This window comes from Nitrospirillum karajorum (assembly GCF_036348415.1).
Lineage (GTDB): Bacteria > Pseudomonadota > Alphaproteobacteria > Azospirillales > Azospirillaceae > Nitrospirillum > Nitrospirillum amazonense_B.
In genome coordinates this window covers 118,226-136,612 of sequence record NZ_JAZBQB010000002.1, presented here as the reverse complement: position 1 = coordinate 136,612, position 18,387 = coordinate 118,226, and the positions used below count along the sequence as shown (strand labels likewise).

The window sequence follows — 18,387 nt, the reverse complement described above, 5'->3', positions numbered from 1 at the left end:
GGGCATGGGCTTCTCTTCCCTTTTCATCCACCGTCCCGTGGCCACCGGCCTTTTGGCCGCCGGCCTGCTGCTGCTGGGCGCCGTCGCGTACCGGTCCCTGCCGGTGGCCTCGGTTCCCAGTGTCGACCTGCCCACCCTGTATGTCCGCGCCGACCTGCCAGGGGCCAGCCCGGAAACGATGGCGGCCACGGTGGCGACACCCCTGGAGCGCCAGATCGGGGTCATCGCCGGCCTCTCCGAACTGACCTCGGTGAACACGGTGGGCGGCACCACCATCGTGGCACAGTTCGACCTGACGCGGGACGTGGACAGCGCCGCGCGGGATGTGCAGGCGGCCATCACCACCGCTGGGGGCCTTCTACCCTCCAGCCTGCCGGCGCCCCCGTTCTATGTGAAGGCCAATCCCAGCGCCTTCCCCATCCTGACCCTGGCGTTGACCAGCGACACCCTGCCGGGCAGCCGGGTCTATGACTACGCCAGCACCGTGCTGGCCCAGGCATTGATGGAAATCGACGGCGTCGCCCAGGTGGAAATCGGCGGTGCGGAGAAGACGGCGATCCGCGTCCAGGCGGACCCCGGCGCCCTGGCCGGCCGCGGCCTGGGCCTGGAGGACGTGCGCCAGGCATTGACGAACGCCACGGTCAACCTGCCCAAGGGCAGCCTGGACGCGGGCGACAGAAATTTCCTGGTGGCGGCGGACGATCAGGTTTTCGACCCGGCAGCCTTTCGCGACCTGGCCATCGCCTACCGGGATGGCGCCCCGGTGCGCCTGGGCGATGTCGCGGCCGTCCAGTCGGGCACAGTGAACAACAAGCTCGCGTCCTGGTGGAACGGCCGCCCGGCCATCATCGTGCAGGTCCGCAAGCAGCCCGGGGCGGACATGGTGGCGACCGTGGACAGGATGCGCGCGGCGCTGCCCCGCCTGGCGGCCTGGCTGCCACCCTCCATAGCGCTTCACATCACGGGAGACCGCACGCGCGTGGTGCGCGCCGGCATCGGTGATCTGTACGTCACCCTGGGCCTGACCATGACCCTGGTTGTCCTGGTCATCGCGTTGTTCCTGCGCCGGCTGTGGGCGGTGGTCATTCCCGGGGCCACCATCGCCGTTTCCGTCGCGGGCGCCGTCGCGATCATGGCGGCAACGGGCTGCGGCCTGAACAACCTGACCCTGATGGCCATCACCGTGTCCATCGGCTTCCTGGTGGATGACGCCATCGTCGTCATCGAAAACATCACCCGCCTGGTGGATCAGGGTGTGGCGCCGCTGACGGCCGCCATCCGCGGCACGCGGCAGATGACCTTCACCGTGGTGTCCATCACGGCGGCGCTGCTGGCCGCCCTGATCCCGGTGGTGTTCATGGATGGGGAACTGGGCCTGTTCTTCCGGGAGTTCGGCATCACGCTGTGTGCCGCCATCCTGGTTTCGGCGGTCGTGTCCCTGAGCCTGACACCGGCGATGTGCGCCCGCCTGCTGACGCCATCGCCCAAGCCGAGCGGCACGGGAACGGGATCGGAGGCCGCCAGCCACCGATACGGGGCGGGACTGGAACGGGCGTTGCGCCATCCCCGGCTGATGCTGCTGGGCGTGGGATTGAGCGTGGCCGCCACCCTGGCACTGTTCGCGGCACTGCCCAAGGGCCTGCTGCCCAGCCAGGACACCGGCGTCATCCGTGGGGTGACCGAGGCACCGCCCGACATCTCCTTCGCCGCGATGCGCGACCGTCAGCAGGCGGTCGACGCCCTGGTGCGCGCCGATCCGGCGGTGGAGAGCGTGACCTCGTCCATCGGCGTCGGGCTGTGGAACGCGATGAATACCGGCACCCTGTCCATCACCCTGAAACCGCCGGGGAAACGCCCAGGGGAACGCGACATCTCCACCGATGCGGTGGCGGCCCGCCTGCGCCAGGTCCTGGCCCAGGTGCCGGACCTGGCGGTCTACCTGTCCGCCGTCGATGACTTCGGCGTCGGGGGCCGCATGGGCCGGGCGCGATACCAGTACACCCTGCGCGGGCCCCGGCTGGATGACCTGATGGCCGTCGCCAGCCAGGTGCGCGACCGCATGCGCGCCCTGCCGGAATTGACTGATGTCTCCACCGACCAGGAGGCCAACGGCCTGCAGGCCAACCTGGCCATCGACCGCGCCAGCGCGGCCCGCCTGGGGGTTTCCACCCAGGCTATCGACCAGACGCTGTACGACGCCTTCGGCCAGCGGCAGGTCGCGACCCTGTTCACGGAATTCGACCAGTTCAAGGTGGTGCTGGAGGCGGACCCCACCTTTCAGAAGGACCGTCAGTCCCTGACGCGGCTCTACGTGCCGTCCAACGCCGGCCCGCAGGTGCCGCTGTCGGCGGTGACGCGGCTGGACAGCGGGTATGCCCCCCTGCTGCTGAACCATGAGGGGCAGTTGCCGGCCATCACCCTGGGCTTCAACACCCGCGATGGCATCGCCATCGGCCAGGCGATCACCGCCATCGACGATGCCGTGCGATCCTTGCGCCTGCCCCCCGGCGTCACGGCGGGCTATGCGGGAACGGCCAAGGCCGCGAACCGGTCCAACGCCAACCAAGGATGGCTGCTGCTGGGCGCCGTCGTCGCGGTCTATCTGGTCCTGGGCATCCTCTATGAAAGCATCGCCCATCCCCTGACCATCCTTTCCACCCTGCCGTCCGCCGGACTGGGCGCCGTCCTGGCCCTGTGGATCACCCGGACGGAGGTGTCGGTAATCGCCATGATCGGCCTGATCCTTCTGATCGGCATCGTCATGAAGAACGCCATCATGATGGTGGATGCGGCACTGATGGCGGAACGGGTCCTGGGCCTGGCGCCGCGCGCCGCCATCGTGCGCGCGGCCACCCTGCGGTTCCGCCCCATCGTGATGACCACCCTGACGGCGGCGCTGGGCGCCCTGCCCCTGGCCTTGGGGCTGGGCACCGGCGCGGAACTGCGCCAGCCCCTGGGGATCGCGGTGGTGGGGGGCCTGCTGCTGTCCCAGGGGGTGACCTTGTACACCACCCCCGTCGTCTACCTGGCCGTGACCCGCCTGCGGGGGCGCAAAGCGGCGCTGCCCGTCCTGCAACCGGTGGCATGAGGAGGGGGGATACCATGCGCATCGCCATCGTGATCCCGGGCACGCAAGGGGACGTGCGCCCCCTGGTGGCGTTGGGGCTGGGCCTGGCCCGCCGGGGGCATAGAGCGCGCATCGTCACCGTCGACGAGTTCAAACCCCTGGTCCAGGGGGCGGGGCTGGAGTTCGGCAGGCTGTCAGGCGACCTGAAGGCCACCGCCGCCCAGCACCAGGCGGCTTTCGAGCGCGGCCAGGGCATTGCCACCATGCTGCGCACCGCCCAGCAGGTCATGCGCGCCATGGTCGCCCCCTGGGTGGCCGAGGGGCTGGCCGCCTGCCAGGACACCGACCTGGTGCTGGCCGGCGGTGGCGCCGTTCCCCTGGGCGCCTCCCTGGCGGAGGCGCTGGGCCGCCCCTTCGTCCAGGCCTATCTTCAGCCCAACGTACTGTTCGGCCATCTGCCGTCTCTCCGGCTTCCCGTTCCGGCGCGCGCCCTGCCGTCCCCGGTCAACCGATCGCTCAACCGCGTGTTGGATCTGCTGGCCTGGCAGGCGCAGCGGCCAGCCGTGAATGACGTCGTGCGGAAAGGTCTGGGCCTGAAACCCTATCCATGGATGGGTCCCAGAACACAGATGCGCACGGGGTGGCCTATCCTGTTCGGTTTCAGCCCCACCATCGTCCCGCCCTCGCCGCACTGGCGGGCGCGGGCCCGCGTGACGGGCTATTGGTCCCTGACAACGGACGCGGCGTGGACACCGCCGGCCCGGCTGGTGGACTTTCTGGCGGCTGGGCCGGCGCCACTGTACATCGGTTTTGGCAGCATGACGGACCAGCAGGCGCCGGCACGGGCGGAACTGGTGGTCCGCGCCCTGGCGCTGACCGGCCAGCGGGCGGTGCTGGCAACGGGATGGGGCGGTTTGCCCCCGGGCATCGACGCACCGGAAGACCAGTTGATGGTCATCGACGGCGCGCCGCATGACTGGCTGTTCCCCCGCGTCCGCGCCGCGGTGCATCATGGCGGTGCCGGAACCATTGCCGCCGCCGTCACCGCCGGCATTCCGTCCATCATCGTTCCCTTCCTGGGCGATCAGTTCTTCTGGGGATGGCGGGCCCGGCAACTGGGCGTCGCGCCCGCCCCCCTGTCGCGTAAGACCATGACGGCGGAGGATCTGGCGGCCGCCATCCGTTGCACGGAGGAGTCCGGTATGCGGGCCCGGGCGCGGGCGTTGGGTGACCGCATCGCGGCGGAACGGGGCGTGGACGCCGCCGTGACGGCGCTGGGCGACTGGGGCCTTCTGGCCGACGCCGCGCTGCCGGCCCTGGATGTCGCGTAGGGGGATGGGAATGCCACGCAACGTCCGCGAAGCCCTCATCCTGCTGGTTCTGCTGTTGGACGCCCTGGGCTGCGGGGTGGTCACGCCCGTGCTGCCCACCCTGGTGCTGAGCTTGTCCGGAAACGAGGCGGCGGCCGGTCGTGACATCGGCCTGCTCAACGCCACCTATGCGGCGGCCTTGTTCCTGTTCTCCCCCGTGCAGGGCCGCCTGTCGGACCGCTTTGGCCGGCGGCCCTTCATCCTGCTGGGCTTGATGGGCGGGCTGGCGCATTACGTCACGGCGGCATTGACGCCATCCCTCTGGCTGCTGTTCGCCGCACGCCTGCTGGGCGGCCTCTGCGGTGCGAACGCCGCCGCCGCCAATGCCTACATGGCGGACATCGTGCCGCCGGACCGGCGCACGGCGATGTTCAGCTGCATGGGGGCTGCCTTCGGCTTGGGATTGGGTTTGGGGCCGGGGCTGGGCGGTCTGTTGGGCGGTCTGGATCCGCGCCTTCCCTTCTGGATGGCGGCGGTATTGACCGGCACCACGGCCATCCTGGGCTGGGCCCTGCTGCCGGAAAGCCTGCAGCCCGGCGCACGGCGCCCTCTCGACTGGAGCGCCGCCAATCCCTTGGCCCCTTTGCTGTCGGGGGGACAGACCGCCACGGCCCGTGACTTGCTGGCCGGGATTTTCCTCTATGTCGCCGGGCAGACCGCCCTGCAGACCACCTGGGTTCTGTTCCTGCGCCAGAGCCTGGGATGGGGTGCGGCGGAGGTGGGCTTGTCCCTCACCGTGCTAGGCCTGGTTTGGGGAGTCGCCCAACTGGGATTGACGCCCCTGGTCACACGGTATCTGGGGGACGGCCGCGCCCTGCTGCTGGGCCTGACCATGACCATCGTGGCCTACACCTTGTATGGCTTCGTCCGGGAGGGATGGCAGCTTTACGCCGTCATGGCCGGCACCGCGGCGGCCTTCGTCACCGGCCCCACGGCGCAAGGTGTGCTGTCACGCCAAGCCCCGCCCGGCCGGCAAGGCGAACTGCAGGGCTTGGCGACCAGCATGACCAGCCTGGGCGCCATCGCGGGGCCCATCTTGGGCGGCGCCAGCTTCGGTTACCTGACGAGTCCCGAAGGGTCCATGGCCATGCCGGGTGGCGCATTCCTGGTCAGCACCGTGCTGTCCTTGATGACACTCGGTTTCGCGATCCGCGCGCTGTCGCGGGAGCGCGGTGAGGAGAGCCGCACGACTAGCGGCGATGCAGGGCAGAGGGAGATCCGGCGGGCCTCCGCCCTCGATCATAACGACAATGGGAGAGTGATCATGGCGTTTGAAGACGATGCCCCGTGCCAGGTTCTGGCCAACCTGAGCGGGCGTTATTCACTGTGGCCCTTGAACCACGCGATACCGGATGGATGGCGTGCCGTCGGCTTTTCGGGTCCAAAAGCCGATTGCATGGCCTATGTGGACAAAGTCTGGACCAACATCCTGGCCCAAGACAGGCCGGCCCCCAGCGCTTGACGCGGGCGCATCATCGCGCCGGGCAAACCGGCCGGTTCTCCCGCCGCCCGGCTGGCCCGTGGCGGCGGGTCCCCCTTATCGGTGTGCCGCGATGTAGGACGCCGCGTCACGGACGGTGATCATTTTGCGGATCGCCTCGTCCGAGATGGGGCAGCCGAATTCGCCCTCGAAGGCCAGCACCATTTCCATGGCGTCCAGGCTGTCCGCGCCCAAATCGTCCACGAAACTCATGTCATTGCTGAGCGCGTCCTCGGGAACCCCCAATTGGCGCACGACAATTCTTCTGATACGCGCAGGAATATCGTCCATTTCCAGCCCCTTTCATCATCCAGGTCAAAGTGAAGGCGTTGAAATTCACTCGATCATGAAAAGCGGCTGGTCGAATTCGACGGGCTGCCCATCCTGCACCAGGATTTGCGCCACCCGGCCGGCCCGCGGCGCGGGAATGGCGCGCCGGATGGTCATCATTTCCACCGCCATGACCGTCTGTCCCCGCCGGACCTGGGTGCCGGCCCCCTCGGCGGAGCCCAGCAGGCGCGCCACCCCGACAAAGGGGCATGTTACGGTTATCGGAAGAGCGGGTGCCGCATCGGCCCGCTCAACGGGCGCGCCATATAATGCCGGCGTGGCAAGAGCGATCCCGAGGTCGGTCGTTATCCCATCGCGACTGATCCGCAGCCGGCGATTATGCCAACTGCACTCCATCTCCCCCAAGTCCGTCTGGTGCATTAGCTCCACCATTTGGCGCACCATGGTCGAGATAACCGTCAGTTCCTGAGACGCCGCAACCCGATAGCTTTCAACCATATGTCCCCCTTGCCCGGTCTAATCCTTCCGGGATCGCTGATTTCATGGACGAAGAAAGCCAATTGACCTTTCGACACATCCCACCGCCGTTCAGACAAGGCCGTCACTATACTAAAGGATAGAGCATTATAAAAATTTATGCCCTCTCCCATAAGTAAAATTTTTGATGGCGCTGCGATATGTGATCAAATTCGACAGAAATATATAATCAATGAGGATGTCAATTTCCGGCAACACCATCATCAAAACCGCATAAAATTTTATTTTTCTGTTCCGCACACCATTAGTATTTATTTTTTTCTATATCGCACAAGCGAAAAGGGTTGAGATGAAAGATAAGCTATGTTGATATGTTAATTATGCGCCAATCTCTCGAACTCGATCTGTTGCAAACCCTGGTCGCTATCGCGGATAGCGGCAGCTTCGCCGCGGCTGCGGCGCGGGTGCATCGAACCCAGTCCGCGGTATCCATGCAAATGCGTCGGCTGGAATTGATCGCCGGCAAGCCGCTGTTCGATCGGGACGGACGTCGGGCACGCCTGACACCGACCGGGGAGACGTTGTTGGCCTATGCGCGCCGCATCCTCAATTTGCAGGATGAGGCGTTCTCGCTGCTGAATGAGGGGGAGATCGCGGGGACGGCGCGGCTGGGCATCGATGAGGTCTATGCCGACCCCTTGCTGCCCCTGATCCTGACGCATTTCGCGCGCAACCACCCCCGGGTCGAGGTGATGCTGCGGTGTGAGCCGAGCGCCATTTTACGTGACTTGGTTATGTCAAGCGATCTTGATATGGCTCTGGTGTCCAAGAAAAGCGCCACGTGGATGGATGTCGAGACTCTGCGACACGAACCCCTGGTCTGGATAGCGGCGCCCACCTTCGACCATACGGCGTCGCCCCTGCCCCTGGCCTTGCCCGAACCCGGCTGCCCCACCCGGGACCATGCCTTGAAAGCCCTGGCCCGCAGCGGGCTGGCCCATCGCGTGGCCTACAGCAGCCCGAATTTTTCCGGTCTGCTGACACCGGTGCGGGCGGGCCTGGCGGTCACGGTCGTCGCGCAATTCAGCGCCCCGCAGGACTTGCGCATCCTGGAGGAGGGGCACGGCTTCCCCCGTCTGCCGAACATAGAAATCGGCCTGTTGCGCGCACAAAACCGGGGAAGCCGGCCGACGCCTTGGCCGAGTGCATCACCGGCAACATAGAGCCCCCGGTATGGTGGCCGGAACCCCGGCGCCGCGCCGCGCCTCCCCCGTTTTCATGGATGCCCTATGCAACCCGGAAGACTGAAAATGGTGGCCGACCTGCTGTGGGGCGGCGGTGTCGCCGCCGCGCTGTTGGCCAAAGGGCTGTGCCAGCGGCTGCCTGCCGTCTCGACGGAGGAACGGCTGGCGAGCCTGCCCACCCGCGGTTTGCCGATCACGCACCCGGTGACGATCCATTGGAACAAATACCAGGCTCCCTTCATCGAGGCGGAGACGGACGAGGATTTGGCGGTGGCGCTGGGCCTGGTCCATGCCCACCTGCGCCTGGGGCAGATCGAGATCATGCGCCGCGCCGCGTTCGGGCGCGTGGCGGAAATGATCGGCCCCCTGGGCGTTGAAATCGACCGGTCCCTGCGGCTGCTGGACGTCGGTCGCGCCGTGCCCAAGATCGCCGCGGCCCTGGCCCCGGACAACCGGCGCTGGATAGAAGGTTTCGTGGCGGGGCTGAACCATTATCTCTCTCACGCCCCCAGCCTGCCTCCGGAGTTCGCCGTGCTGGGCCTCAAGCCCGAACCCTGGACACTGGAAGACCTGCTGACCCTGATGCGCTTCAACTCAGCCGATATCAGCTGGCTGATCTGGGTGCGCCTGCTGCCCGTCAGGGCACGGATGCCGCAGGGGGATTGGCGCCAACTGTGGCTGCGGCTGTTGGCGGGCGGCGCCCCGCCGTCGCTGGCGGGGGCGACCAGCGGCCGAATGGAACGCGCCATGGCGGAGACGGCGCTGGCGGCCGCCACCCGGAGCGGCAGTAATTCCCTGGCGGTGGCCGCCGGCCGCAGCAGCAACGGCGGGGCCATGATCGCCAGCGACCCGCACCTGCCCCTGGGCCTGCCCAACCCCTGGCTGGCGGCGGGGTTCAAGTCCCCCTCCTATAACGCCGTGGGCCTGATGATGCCGGGCCTGCCTTTCGTGGCGCTGGGCCGCAACCCCTGGATGGCCTGGGGTGGAACCAGCCTGCACGCGCAGGGAAGCGATCTGGTGGATGTCAGCGGCCTGCCCGCCACCGAATTCCGCGATCGCCCGGTGACGGTCCGCGTGCGGGGCGGTCGGCCGCGGCGGTTGCGCCTCAGGGAAAGCCCGCTGGGCCCGGTGGTGTCGGACGGCCCGTTGATGGCCAATTCCCAAGCCACGGCATTGCGGTGGATGGGTCACCGGCCCAGCGACGAGATCGGCGCCATGATGGCGGTGGCCCGCGCCCGGGACTGGGACGGATTCCGCACGGCGCTGTCCGGCTTCGCCGTGTCGGGGCTGAACATGGTGTATGCCGGGAGCGACGGCCGGGTGGGGCACTTCCTGGCCGCCCATCTGCCCCGCCGGCGGGCTGAACGGCCTGCGGATCTGATCATCCCGCCGGACGCGGCCGACCATTGGCACGATGTCGTGGATGGCCAGCGGTTGCCAATGCGGGTCGATCCCGCCGACGGCGTGATCGTTTCCGCGAACGACGCCCCTGACACAGCACAAGGTGCCGCCCCGGACGCGGGCGCCTTCCCCATCGGCTTCTTTTTCGCGCCCCCGGACCGCGTCACCCGCATTCAACAGTTGCTCGGCGCGCACGCCCTGTTGTCCTCCCAGGATCTGCAACGGGTTCAGGGCGACGTGGTCGTACCCGGCGCCCTCGCCCTCCGCGACCTGTTGCTGGCGCACGCCCCCCAGGCCCCCGCACACCAGTCGGTGCACGCCCTGGTGGATACGCTGAGGCAATGGGACGGCAGCTATGACCAGCGGCAACCGGGGGCCTTGGCCTTCGAACTGGTGTTGGCGGGCGTGGCCAGGGAATTGGGCAGGGCACGCCTGGTGAAACCTTACCAGATCATCTGGCATGCCCAGTCCCTGTTGCTGGAGGATTTCCAGCGGGCGGACCCGGCGGCGCTGCGTCGCGGGGTGGAACGGTCCCTCACACGGGCGGCGCGCACGCTGGCCCGGCTGGGGACGTGGGGACGCTTCCATCAGTTCCGGCTGCAGCATCCCTTTGGGCGTCTGCCCCTGGTGGGCCGGCGCTTCCGCCTGCCGCCCTTCCCGGCGGATGGGGGCAACAACTCCGTCTACAAGGCGGGGCACGCGATCAGCGACAAACCCCATGGCGTCAGTTTCGGATCCTGCGCCCGGCACATATCCGAACTCAAGGACGCGGACGCCAACCGCTTCGTACTGCTGGGCGGGCAGGATGGCTGGCTGGGCAGCGCCAATTATGCCGACCAGATCGACCTTTGGCGGCAGGGCGGCTATATGACCCTGCCCCTGCGCCCGGAAACGGCGCGCGCGGCCTTCCCGCACAAGACATATTTGCGGCCCCGGTCGCCGGATGAAGCGCCGTCCGCCGCAACGCGTCGCCCAGACCGACCTTTCTAAGGATGCAGATAAACGAAGCCCAGCCCCTGGAGGCGGGCGACCTCGGCCACGCCGCTGGGCACGACATCCTCCGCCTTCACGCCGTAGAGATCGGACGGTGACAGTTTCATCCCCTCCAGCGTGTTGCGGCAGATCAGGAAGCGAACGCCCTTCCCGCGCAGCAGATCGAGCTGCCGAGCCAGATCCGGGTCCTGCTGGGCCATGACGAACAGTTGCACGCCAGCGGCGAAGTTGACCACGCGGATCTCGACCTTGCCATCCGTGGCGGCGATGTGATTGCCGATATGATGGAGCAGACGCTGGAAATAGGCCTTGTTGTCCGGCCAACCGCCATCGTTCTGATAGACGACCTTTTGGAAGGTGTAATAGGGGCCGGCGGCCTCACCCCTATCCTGCCCCTGCATACAGCCCGTCGTGATCGCCGGGAGACCCACCGAGAACAGGATGAGGCCAAACCGGGCCGCCGAACTCCGAAAATTCCGCAAGGGCTTCTTCCTTTCCTGACACGCTTTCCTGCCACGGGGTGTTCGGCGCCACCCCGCGGCACATCACGAACCTACTCGGCCCGCCGGCGGGCCGCCGCGCCATCAGCCTCCGACAGTTCAAGCCACATGGCGTTCAGGACGGAAAAGGCGCACGCCAAGCCCAGCCCCAGAATCCAGCTAAAGTACCACATCGCTTCGCTCCTCCTTCAGCAATCAGTAGAACGCGCCGCCATCGGTGGTGATGTCCCGGGCCCGGACGGGGCCGCGCAGCACGCGGAAAACCCAGGCGGTGTAAGCCAGGATCAACGGCATGAAGATGAGCGCCGCCACCAGCATGATCCGCAGCGTCGTGGGCGAGGACGAGGCGTCCCACACCGTCAGGCTGGACGCGGGATCGCTGACCGACGGCAACAGGAAAGGGAAGACGCTGACGCCCACCGTGCCCACCACCCCGGCCACCGCCAGGGAAGAGGTGATGAAGGCCAGGCCCGCACGGCCGGCGCGGACGAGGCCCCAAGTGGCCAGGGCGCCGGCATAGCCCAGGGCCGGCACGGCGACGCTGATGGGGAAGCGGTGGTAGTTTTCCAGCCAGGCGCCAGGGGCGCGCGCCACCGACTTCATGAGCGGGTTGGAGGGCCCATCGGGCGCCAGCGCGCTGGTGATGGCGTAGCCGTCGATGCCCGCCGCAATCCAGGCCCCCGCCAGGCTGAACAACGCCAGCAGCAGGATAACGGCCCAGGGCACGACACCCCGCGCCCGCGCCGCGATTTCCCCGTCCGTCTTCACCGCCAGATAAACCGCGCCATGCATGACCACCATGGCCAGGCTGACGAAGCCACACAGCAGGGCGAAGGGGTTGAGCAGGTCGAAGAAGCCCCCGGTGTAAGTGACGCGCAGGTCGGTGTCGAAGTGGAAGGGCACGCCCTGCAGCACATTGCCGAAGGCGACACCGAACACCACGGCCGGCACCACCCCGCCCACCACCAGCGCCGTATCCCAGGCGCGGCGCCAGGCGGTCCCGTCCAGCTTGGACCGGAACTTGAAGCCCACCGGCCGCAGGATCAGGGCGCACAGCACCAGGAACATGGCGATGTAAAAGCCGGAAAAGGCCGTGGCGTAGAGCGCCGGCCAGGCGGCGAACACGGCGCCACCACCCAGGATCAGCCACACCTGGTTGCCTTCCCACACCGGCCCCACGGTGTTGATCATGACCCGGCGGTCAAGGTCGGTCCGCCCGAGGATGGGCAGCAGGGCCGCGACACCCAAATCGAAGCCGTCCATGATGGCGAAGCCGATCAGGAGGACGCCCAGCAAGGCCCACCACAGCAGGCGCAAGGTTTCATAGTCCAACATGGCATTCTTCCTTATTCACCGGCTGTGACGACGGCATGAAGGGGCGCTGGCGGCACCGGTGCGGGTGCCAGCGGCCCATGACGGATGACCTTGACCATCAGGTACAGTTCGATGACCGCCAACGCGCTGTAGAACAGGATGAAGCCGCTCAGGCTGAACCAGACATTGGAAGCCGGCACGTTGGACACCGACAGGAAGGTCGGCAGGATGCCGTCGATGGTCCATGGCTGGCGTCCGCCTTCCGCCACGTACCAACCCAACTCCCCCGCCACCCAGGGCAGCGGCAGGGCGGCGGCGGCGACCTTGAGGAACAAGGGGTGCTCCAACCGCCGGCGGGCCGACAGCACGAAGGCGGTGGCGAACAGGGCGATGAAGAAGAAGCCCAGCCCCACCATGACGCGAAAGGACCAGAACAACGGCGCCACCCTCGGAACGGTGTCGCGGGCCGCCGCCGCCACCTGGGCATCGGTGGCATCGATCACCAGGGGGGTGTAGCGCTTCAGCAGCAGGGCGTATCCCAGGTCCTGCACATGGGCGTCGAAGGTGGCGCGGGCATCCGCGTCGCCGCGATCCTGGCGCAGGCGCTGCATCGCCCCATACGCCAGCATGCCGCTGCGGATGCGGCCCTGCGCCACCTCGACCAGTTGGTTGATGCCCATGACCGGCTCGCTGATCGACCGGGTGGCGATCAGGCCCATGACGTAGGGGATGCGGACGGCATAGTTGGTGCGGTGCCCTTCCTGGTCAGGGAAGCCGATGACGGTGAAGGACGCCGGCGCCGGCTCCGTCTCCCACATGGCTTCGATGGCGGCCAGTTTCATGCGCTGGTTCTGCCCGGCGGTATATCCGCTTTCATCCCCTAGCACGACCACGGATAGCGACGCGGCCAGGCCAAAGCTGGCGGCGACGGTCATGGAACGACGGGCCAAAGCCTTGTGTCGCCCCCGCAACAGGTAGAGCGCGCTGACCGCCAGCACGAACACGGCCCCGGTGACATAGCCGGCGCTGACCGTATGCACGAACTTGTCCTGGGCGACGGGGTTGAAGATGACATCGGCGAAGTTCGCCACCTCCATCCGCATGGTGTCGGTGTTGAAGGTGGCCCCCACCGGATGCTGCATCCAGCCGTTGGCGATCAGTATCCAGAGCGCGCTGAAGTTGCTGCCTAGGGCCACCAGCCAGGTAACGACCAGGTGCCCCACGGCGGACAACCTGTTCCAGCCGAAGAAGAAGAGGCCGATGAACGTCGCCTCCAGGAAGAAGGCCATCAGGCCCTCGATGGCCAGCGGCGCGCCAAAGATGTCCCCCACATAATGGGAGTAATAGGCCCAGTTGGTGCCGAACTGGAATTCCATGGTGATGCCGGTGGCCACCCCCATGGCGAAGTTGATGCCGAACAGCAGGCCCCAGAACTTGGTCATGTCGCGCCAGATGGTCCGGCCCGTCATGACATAGACGCTTTCCATGATGGCCAGCAGCAGGGACAGGCCCAGGGTCAGCGGGATGAACAGGAAATGGTACATGGCTGTCAGCCCGAATTGCAGGCGTGACAGCGAGACGACATCGATGTCGGTCATCATAGTCCCTCGTCCTTGCGCATGGCCGGCGAGGCATCGAACAATGCCGATCCCACCGCGCTGGGTGTGACCGTCGGCCTATGCGGCGGTGAGAAAAACAGAAAGAACAGCGCGACCATCAAAGCCAGCTTGAGCGCGGTGAACATCAGCACCCGCTTCAGCAATATCCGCCCCGTCAGTGGGGCCGGTGCCATTTGCCGGGCCATAGGTGTTTCCTTTCGATTGGAACCCGGCGCCCGTCAGGCTGCCGGACCGCGGGCCGCGGTCCGGCCGGCGAACTGGTCGAACGCCTCCAGCGCCTGGGCCGCATACATGACCGAGGGGCCGGCGCCCATGTAGATCGCCATGCCCATGGTCTCCAGCACCTCATCCCGGCTGGCGCCCTGGCGGTGCGCCGCTTCGGCATGAAAGCCGACGCAGCCGTCGCACCGAGTGGCGACGGCGATGGCCAGCGCGATCAGTTCCTTGGTCTTGGTGTCCAGCGCACGGGCTTCCAACGCCGACCGCGCCATGGCGGAGAAGGACTTCATCACCTCGGGCGACCCGCCCCGCAGCTCGCGGATGGCGCCGGTCAGGGTGTCCGTAAGGTCGGGCCAGTCATGATACATGCTCTATCACTCCCAAAGTCTCATCAATTCAAAGAGGTACGCGGTGTGGGCGCGGCGGTGTCGCCGACCTGGGCGGCCTCCTGGGCGGCCCAGTGCCGCCAATCGCCGCCCATGGCCACGTATAGGCCGATCACATCGGCCCACCGGCGACCCAGGACGGCGGCGCGCTGGGCGCGGGCCAGGTTCCAGTCCCGCTCCGCCGCCAGCAGCGCCAAACGGTTGACGGCGCCCCGGTCGAAGGCGGCCCGCATCCTGTTGCGCTGCTCCGCCGCCGCCGCCAGGGCGTGCTCGGCGCTGGCCAGGGCGTCGCCGTCGTGGCTGAGCGCCATGAGGATGTCGCCCACCTGCTGGAACGCGGTCAGCACCGTCTGGCGATAATCAGCGGCGCTGGCCTCATAATCGGTCTGGGCGGCATGGCGCGCGGCGTTCAGCGCGCCGCCATGGAACAGGGGCGCGACCACGCCCGCCGCCACCCCGCCCTGGGTGGAATTGCTGCTCCAGAACAGGGCCGTGCTGGCGGCCGCCTGCTCCAGGCCGGCGGTCAGTTGCAGACGGGGGAACATGTTGGCGGTGGCCACGCCCACGGCGGCGCTGGCGGCGTGCAGATCCGCCTCCGCCGCCATGATGTCAGGCCGCTGCCGCACCAGTTGCGACGGCAGGCTGAGCGGTAGCTCCGCCGGCACCGCCAAGTCCGCCAGGCTGAGCGGCGGGGACCGCCAGTCGGCCGGCGCCATGCCGGCCAGCACCGCCAGGGCATTCTGGGCGGCGGCCGCGCGTTGCCGCAAATCGGGCAGCAGCGCCTCGTCCTGCGCCAGGCGGGCCTCGGCGGCGGTCACCGCCGTCCCGGGCAAGGCGCCGGCCGCAAGCCCGGCCCGCGCCGCCACCAGCGCCTCGCGGTCGGCATCAATCGCGGCGGCGGTCGCCTGGGCGGCGTCGGACGCGGCGGCGAGGGTGACGGCCTGCACCGCCGTGTTGCCCGTCACCATGACGTAGGCGGCGGCGGTGCGGTATGCCGCCGCCTCTACCTTGGAGTCATCCGCCTCCACCTGCCGGCGGTCGCCACCGAACAGATCCAGGCTGTAGCTGATGGTCGCCCCCACCGAATAGAGGTAGAAGACGGGGGAATGTCCCTGCATGCCGAAGGTGACCAGGTTGACGCGCTTGCGGGCGACGCCGCCCTCCAGGTCAACCTGGGGCCAGAAACGCCCGGCCGACGCGTTCGCGATTTCCTGCACGCCCCGCAGCCGGGCCTTCGCCGCCACCAGCGTCAGGTTATCGCTGGCCGCCTTGTCGATGATGGCATCCAGGGTGGGTGATCCGAAACCGCGCCACCACGCTGCCCCGACCGCCGTGCCAAACTTGACGGGGGCCTGCGCGGGCGACGGGGTATAGGCGGTCGTGGCGGGGGCGTCCGGCTGGCGGAAGTCAGGCCCGACCGCGCAGCCCGCCAGGACCAGGCAAAGGCCGGGGATCAGAAGGGATCGGCGGGCGGTGGGGCGCATTGGGTCTTCCTCCCGACAGCTCAGTGGAAGGCGCAGCCGGGCTTGACCCCCAGGCGCTTCAGGATCAAGGCGGCGGGACAGAAGCCGGTGAAACCCGCCTGCAGCATGTTGGCGCCGACGAAGGCCGTCAGCAGCAGCCAATAGGGGCTGACCAGCCACCCCAGGAGGAGGCTGAGCAGCACCATGAAGCCGGCGAAAGAGAGGATGGAGCGGTCGATGTTCATGGGGGACACTCCTGGGAAAGGGGTTACTCAGCCGGCTTCATCTTGTGGATGTTCAGCCGGTTCAAAACGAAGCGTTCGAAGAAAGGCTCGCTGGTGCCGCGGCGGACCTTGCCGATGAAGTATTTCTCGAAGGCGACCTTGGCCACGTGCACCCATTTGCCTTCGGAGGACCAGTTGACGTTGCGTGGGGGGATTTGTGGCTGAGCCACGAAGGCGACACCGCGATCGCCGAAATCGGCCAGGCAAATGGCATGCAGCGTCGGCTTCCACCGCACCGCCTCGCCCCGCAGCAGGGCGCCGATGTTGTGCGCCGTCGCCGTCACCATGGATTCGATCATGAAACCCGTCTTGGGCACGCCCACCGGCACGGGCGTCGGCCCGATGGGCGGGATGGCGACACAGACGCCGACGGCGAAGACGTTGGGAAACGCGGGATTGCGCTGGAATTCGTCGGTGAGGACGAAGCCGCGGGGATTGACCAGCCCCTCCAGCCCGCGAACCGCCCCCACACCGCGAAAGGCCGGCAGCAGCATGGAATAGGCATGGGGCAGGGTATGGGTGGCGACGACCGCGCCGCCCTGCCCCACCTCCTCCACCGTCAGGGTGTCGGGGCCGACCCCGGTCACCCGGGCGCTGGTGATCCACTTGATGTGCCGCTGGCGCAGTTCGTGTTCCAGCGTGCTCTTGGTGTCACCCACCCCGTCCAGGCCCAGATGGCCGATATAGGGTTCCGACGTCACGAAGGTCATGGGTACCCGGTCGCGCAGACCGCGGCGGCGCAGTTCGGTGTCCACCACCATGGCGAATTCATAGGCCGGGCCGAAGCAGGAGGCGCCCTGCGCCGCGCCAACGACGACGGGCCCCGGCTTTTCACAAAAGCGGTTGAAGGCGGCGTAAGCCTGCTGGGCGTGGCCGACCTGGCAGATGGATTGCGTGTGGTGGTCGGGACCGAAGCCGGGGATTTCATCGAAGGCCAGGTCGGGCCCGGTGGCGACGATCAGATAGTCGTAGGACAACGACTGGCCATCCTCCAACTCAACCCGATTTTCGGCCGGATGGACGCGACGGGCCCCGGCCGTCTCGAATCCGATCTTCTTCTGTGCCATGACCGGCTGCAGGTCGACCTCGATATCGGCTCGGTCGCGCCACCCCACGGCCACCCAGGGGTTCGATGGCACGAAGTGATAATGCCGCCCCTGGCCCACCAGGGTCACCCTGTCCTCCGCGCGCAGTTCCTGGGCGACCTCATAGGCCATCAGCGTACCGCTGAGGCCCGCGCCCATGATCACAATGTTCGCCATGCATCCTTCCTCCCGATACCCCCATGGCGACGCCTGCGCCGGGTCAATGGGGGACGGCCTGATGTCGTTCATGCTGGCACCGTCGAAGTACCGCCCAGCAGCGCCACCGCGCGTATCCGGGCAATGACCTGGCGCAACCTGGATCGACGGCGGCGTTCGAAGGCCCTTGCCGAACGCTGATGGGGTTGTTATATTCGCGTTATCGAATATACGCAACTACGAAGATTTATACGTTCAGGCGTCCGGTCATTGCCTAGCGGGGCCGCCCTCTGGCAAGCAGAAGGCCCCAGGCCCATTCGTCACCAGGAACACCCCGATGACCTTAGACGCCCAGTTGATGTCCGAAGCGGCGGAACAGGCCGCCGAGTTGCTGAAGTCGCTGGCCCACCGCACGCGCCTCCTCATCGTCTGCCAGCTGGTGGGCGGGGAACGGTCGGTGGGTGAGTTGGCGGACTTTCTCGGCATCCGGGATTCCACGGTGTCCCAGCACCTGGCGCTTCTGCGGCGCGAGGGGCTGGTGGGCGCCCGCCGCGACGGACAGACCATTTGGTATTCCATCACCAGCGAACCTGCCCGTCAGGTGCTGGAGGTGCTGTACCGCCACTACTGTCCCCCCAACCCCGCGTGTGAGCCGCCCCGGCCTGATTGATTCCTGGGCGGGCGCGCTTCTTCAGGAATCCCCGTCATGATCGCCCGCGACGCCTATCTTGACCTTGACCCCGTCACCGCCCACGGCCTGGTCCGAGATGGCCACGCCATCCTGATCGACATCCGCGAGGCGGGTGAACACGCCCTTGAGCGCATTCCGGGCGCCGCGCTGTATCCTCTGTCCAGCTTCACCCCCGACGCCCTGCCCCAGGGCGGACCCGCCGTCATCCTGCACTGCGGCTCCGGCAAGCGGTCCGCCACCGCCATGGCCAAGTGCCGTGCTGCCGGCGTGCCGTGCTACGGCCATGTCGAGGGCGGCATCATGGCCTGGAAGGCTGCCGGCCTGCCCACCGCGCGCTGACCGTTCCA

The 18,387-nt window shown here is 67.5% G+C and carries 18 protein-coding genes; 7 read left to right on the top strand and 11 right to left on the bottom strand.

The features are described 5' to 3' along the window. The first annotated feature begins 4 nt into the window (after nucleotides 1-4). The 3 genes from UCD39_RS08320 to UCD39_RS08310 are packed head-to-tail and all read left to right on the top strand — an operon-like array spanning nucleotide 5 to nucleotide 5,899. Nucleotides 5-3,088 carry an efflux RND transporter permease subunit gene (locus UCD39_RS08320; RefSeq protein WP_330495597.1) on the top strand — a complete coding sequence of 1,028 codons (3,084 nt, stop codon included), beginning with the start codon at nucleotides 5-7 and terminating at the stop codon, nucleotides 3,086-3,088. A gap of 14 nt (nucleotides 3,089-3,102) precedes the next feature. Beyond that, nucleotides 3,103-4,398 carry a glycosyltransferase gene (locus tag UCD39_RS08315; protein WP_330495596.1) on the top strand — a complete coding sequence of 432 codons (1,296 nt, stop codon included), beginning with the start codon at nucleotides 3,103-3,105 and terminating at the stop codon, nucleotides 4,396-4,398. A 10-nt stretch (nucleotides 4,399-4,408) separates the two neighbouring features. After that, on the top strand, nucleotides 4,409-5,899 hold the full coding sequence (locus tag UCD39_RS08310; RefSeq protein WP_330495595.1) for an MFS transporter: 1,491 nt from the start codon (nucleotides 4,409-4,411) through the stop codon (nucleotides 5,897-5,899). A 75-nt stretch (nucleotides 5,900-5,974) separates the two neighbouring features. On the opposite strand, the gene acpP is transcribed toward UCD39_RS08310, so the two are convergent. Together acpP and UCD39_RS08300 are read right to left on the bottom strand one after the other, a co-directional pair. After that, the gene (gene acpP / locus UCD39_RS08305; protein ID WP_330495594.1) at nucleotides 5,975-6,208 is read right to left on the bottom strand and encodes an acyl carrier protein; all 234 of its coding nucleotides are present in this window, start codon (nucleotides 6,206-6,208) and stop codon (nucleotides 5,975-5,977) included. 45 nt (nucleotides 6,209-6,253) lie between these two features. Then, nucleotides 6,254-6,706, bottom strand: coding sequence for an acetyl-CoA carboxylase biotin carboxyl carrier protein (locus tag UCD39_RS08300; protein WP_330495593.1), 453 nt, complete (start codon nucleotides 6,704-6,706; stop codon nucleotides 6,254-6,256). A gap of 359 nt (nucleotides 6,707-7,065) precedes the next feature. Between UCD39_RS08300 and UCD39_RS08295 the strand changes: the two genes are divergently transcribed. Together UCD39_RS08295 and UCD39_RS08290 are read left to right on the top strand one after the other, a co-directional pair. Next, a complete protein-coding gene (locus UCD39_RS08295) occupies nucleotides 7,066-7,908 on the top strand; it encodes a LysR substrate-binding domain-containing protein (RefSeq protein WP_330495592.1) in 843 nt (280 codons plus the stop codon). A gap of 87 nt (nucleotides 7,909-7,995) precedes the next feature. Then, nucleotides 7,996-10,320 (top strand): penicillin acylase family protein, encoded by a 2,325-nt coding sequence (locus UCD39_RS08290; RefSeq protein ID WP_330495591.1) that lies wholly within the window; start codon nucleotides 7,996-7,998, stop codon nucleotides 10,318-10,320. Here the strand turns inward: UCD39_RS08290 and UCD39_RS08285 are convergent. The 9 genes from UCD39_RS08285 to UCD39_RS08245 form a co-directional block, all read right to left on the bottom strand. Continuing rightward, complete coding sequence (locus UCD39_RS08285) at nucleotides 10,317-10,805, bottom strand: DsrE family protein (RefSeq protein ID WP_330495590.1); 489 nt, start codon at nucleotides 10,803-10,805, stop codon at nucleotides 10,317-10,319. The genes UCD39_RS08290 and UCD39_RS08285 overlap by 4 nt on opposite strands. A 71-nt stretch (nucleotides 10,806-10,876) precedes the next feature. Further along, nucleotides 10,877-10,996, bottom strand: a complete 120-nt coding sequence (gene cydX / locus UCD39_RS08280; RefSeq protein ID WP_322485326.1) for a cytochrome bd-I oxidase subunit CydX — start codon at nucleotides 10,994-10,996, stop codon at nucleotides 10,877-10,879. 22 nt (nucleotides 10,997-11,018) lie between these two features. Beyond that, a complete protein-coding gene (cydB, locus tag UCD39_RS08275; RefSeq protein WP_330495589.1) occupies nucleotides 11,019-12,158 on the bottom strand; it encodes a cytochrome d ubiquinol oxidase subunit II in 1,140 nt (379 codons plus the stop codon). Between the two features lie 11 nt (nucleotides 12,159-12,169). Next, nucleotides 12,170-13,735: a cytochrome ubiquinol oxidase subunit I gene (locus UCD39_RS08270; RefSeq protein WP_330496524.1), complete on the bottom strand. Its 1,566-nt coding sequence runs from the start codon at nucleotides 13,733-13,735 to the stop codon at nucleotides 12,170-12,172. After that, on the bottom strand, nucleotides 13,735-13,941 hold the full coding sequence (gene cydP / locus UCD39_RS08265; protein ID WP_330495588.1) for a cytochrome oxidase putative small subunit CydP: 207 nt from the start codon (nucleotides 13,939-13,941) through the stop codon (nucleotides 13,735-13,737). Before cydP ends, UCD39_RS08270 begins: the two co-directional genes overlap by 1 nt. 33 nt (nucleotides 13,942-13,974) lie before the next feature. Continuing rightward, nucleotides 13,975-14,343, bottom strand: coding sequence for a carboxymuconolactone decarboxylase family protein (locus UCD39_RS08260; protein ID WP_330495587.1), 369 nt, complete (start codon nucleotides 14,341-14,343; stop codon nucleotides 13,975-13,977). A gap of 23 nt (nucleotides 14,344-14,366) precedes the next feature. Continuing rightward, nucleotides 14,367-15,845, bottom strand: a complete 1,479-nt coding sequence (locus UCD39_RS08255) for an efflux transporter outer membrane subunit (RefSeq protein ID WP_330495586.1) — start codon at nucleotides 15,843-15,845, stop codon at nucleotides 14,367-14,369. Between the two features lie 20 nt (nucleotides 15,846-15,865). After that, complete coding sequence (locus UCD39_RS08250) at nucleotides 15,866-16,069, bottom strand: YgaP family membrane protein (protein WP_330495585.1); 204 nt, start codon at nucleotides 16,067-16,069, stop codon at nucleotides 15,866-15,868. Nucleotides 16,070-16,092: 23 nt separating this feature from the next. After that, entirely contained in the window at nucleotides 16,093-17,370 is a 1,278-nt protein-coding gene (locus UCD39_RS08245) for an NAD(P)/FAD-dependent oxidoreductase (RefSeq protein ID WP_330495584.1), read from the bottom strand. Nucleotides 17,371-17,686: 316 nt separating this feature from the next. On the opposite strand from UCD39_RS08245, the gene UCD39_RS08240 reads away from it, so the two are divergent. Together UCD39_RS08240 and UCD39_RS08235 are read left to right on the top strand one after the other, a co-directional pair. Further along, nucleotides 17,687-18,019, top strand: a complete 333-nt coding sequence (locus tag UCD39_RS08240; protein ID WP_145734506.1) for an ArsR/SmtB family transcription factor — start codon at nucleotides 17,687-17,689, stop codon at nucleotides 18,017-18,019. Nucleotides 18,020-18,055: 36 nt separating this feature from the next. Beyond that, the gene (locus UCD39_RS08235; RefSeq protein WP_330495583.1) at nucleotides 18,056-18,379 is read left to right on the top strand and encodes a rhodanese-like domain-containing protein; all 324 of its coding nucleotides are present in this window, start codon (nucleotides 18,056-18,058) and stop codon (nucleotides 18,377-18,379) included. Nucleotides 18,380-18,387 lie beyond the last annotated feature (8 nt).

Bases quoted from the DNA above. Each gene is read 5' to 3' on its own strand.
- UCD39_RS08315 (WP_330495596.1), top strand. From the start codon at position 3,103: ATGCGCATCGCCATCGTGATCCCGGGCACGCAAGGGGACGTGCGCCCC.
- UCD39_RS08240 (WP_145734506.1), top strand. From the start codon at position 17,687: ATGACCTTAGACGCCCAGTTGATGTCCGAAGCGGCGGAACAGGCCGCC.
- UCD39_RS08255 (WP_330495586.1), bottom strand. From the start codon at position 15,845: ATGCGCCCCACCGCCCGCCGATCCCTTCTGATCCCCGGCCTTTGCCTG.
- UCD39_RS08245 (WP_330495584.1), bottom strand. From the start codon at position 17,370: ATGGCGAACATTGTGATCATGGGCGCGGGCCTCAGCGGTACGCTGATG.
- UCD39_RS08290 (WP_330495591.1), top strand. From the start codon at position 7,996: ATGGTGGCCGACCTGCTGTGGGGCGGCGGTGTCGCCGCCGCGCTGTTG.
- cydB (WP_330495589.1), bottom strand. From the start codon at position 12,158: ATGTTGGACTATGAAACCTTGCGCCTGCTGTGGTGGGCCTTGCTGGGC.
- UCD39_RS08260 (WP_330495587.1), bottom strand. From the start codon at position 14,343: ATGTATCATGACTGGCCCGACCTTACGGACACCCTGACCGGCGCCATC.
- UCD39_RS08250 (WP_330495585.1), bottom strand. From the start codon at position 16,069: ATGAACATCGACCGCTCCATCCTCTCTTTCGCCGGCTTCATGGTGCTG.
- UCD39_RS08270 (WP_330496524.1), bottom strand. From the start codon at position 13,735: ATGACCGACATCGATGTCGTCTCGCTGTCACGCCTGCAATTCGGGCTG.
- UCD39_RS08300 (WP_330495593.1), bottom strand. From the start codon at position 6,706: ATGGTTGAAAGCTATCGGGTTGCGGCGTCTCAGGAACTGACGGTTATC.
- cydP (WP_330495588.1), bottom strand. From the start codon at position 13,941: ATGGCCCGGCAAATGGCACCGGCCCCACTGACGGGGCGGATATTGCTG.
- UCD39_RS08320 (WP_330495597.1), top strand. From the start codon at position 5: ATGGGCTTCTCTTCCCTTTTCATCCACCGTCCCGTGGCCACCGGCCTT.
- UCD39_RS08310 (WP_330495595.1), top strand. From the start codon at position 4,409: ATGCCACGCAACGTCCGCGAAGCCCTCATCCTGCTGGTTCTGCTGTTG.
- acpP (WP_330495594.1), bottom strand. From the start codon at position 6,208: ATGGACGATATTCCTGCGCGTATCAGAAGAATTGTCGTGCGCCAATTG.
- UCD39_RS08295 (WP_330495592.1), top strand. From the start codon at position 7,066: ATGCGCCAATCTCTCGAACTCGATCTGTTGCAAACCCTGGTCGCTATC.
- cydX (WP_322485326.1), bottom strand. From the start codon at position 10,996: ATGTGGTACTTTAGCTGGATTCTGGGGCTGGGCTTGGCGTGCGCCTTT.
- UCD39_RS08235 (WP_330495583.1), top strand. From the start codon at position 18,056: ATGATCGCCCGCGACGCCTATCTTGACCTTGACCCCGTCACCGCCCAC.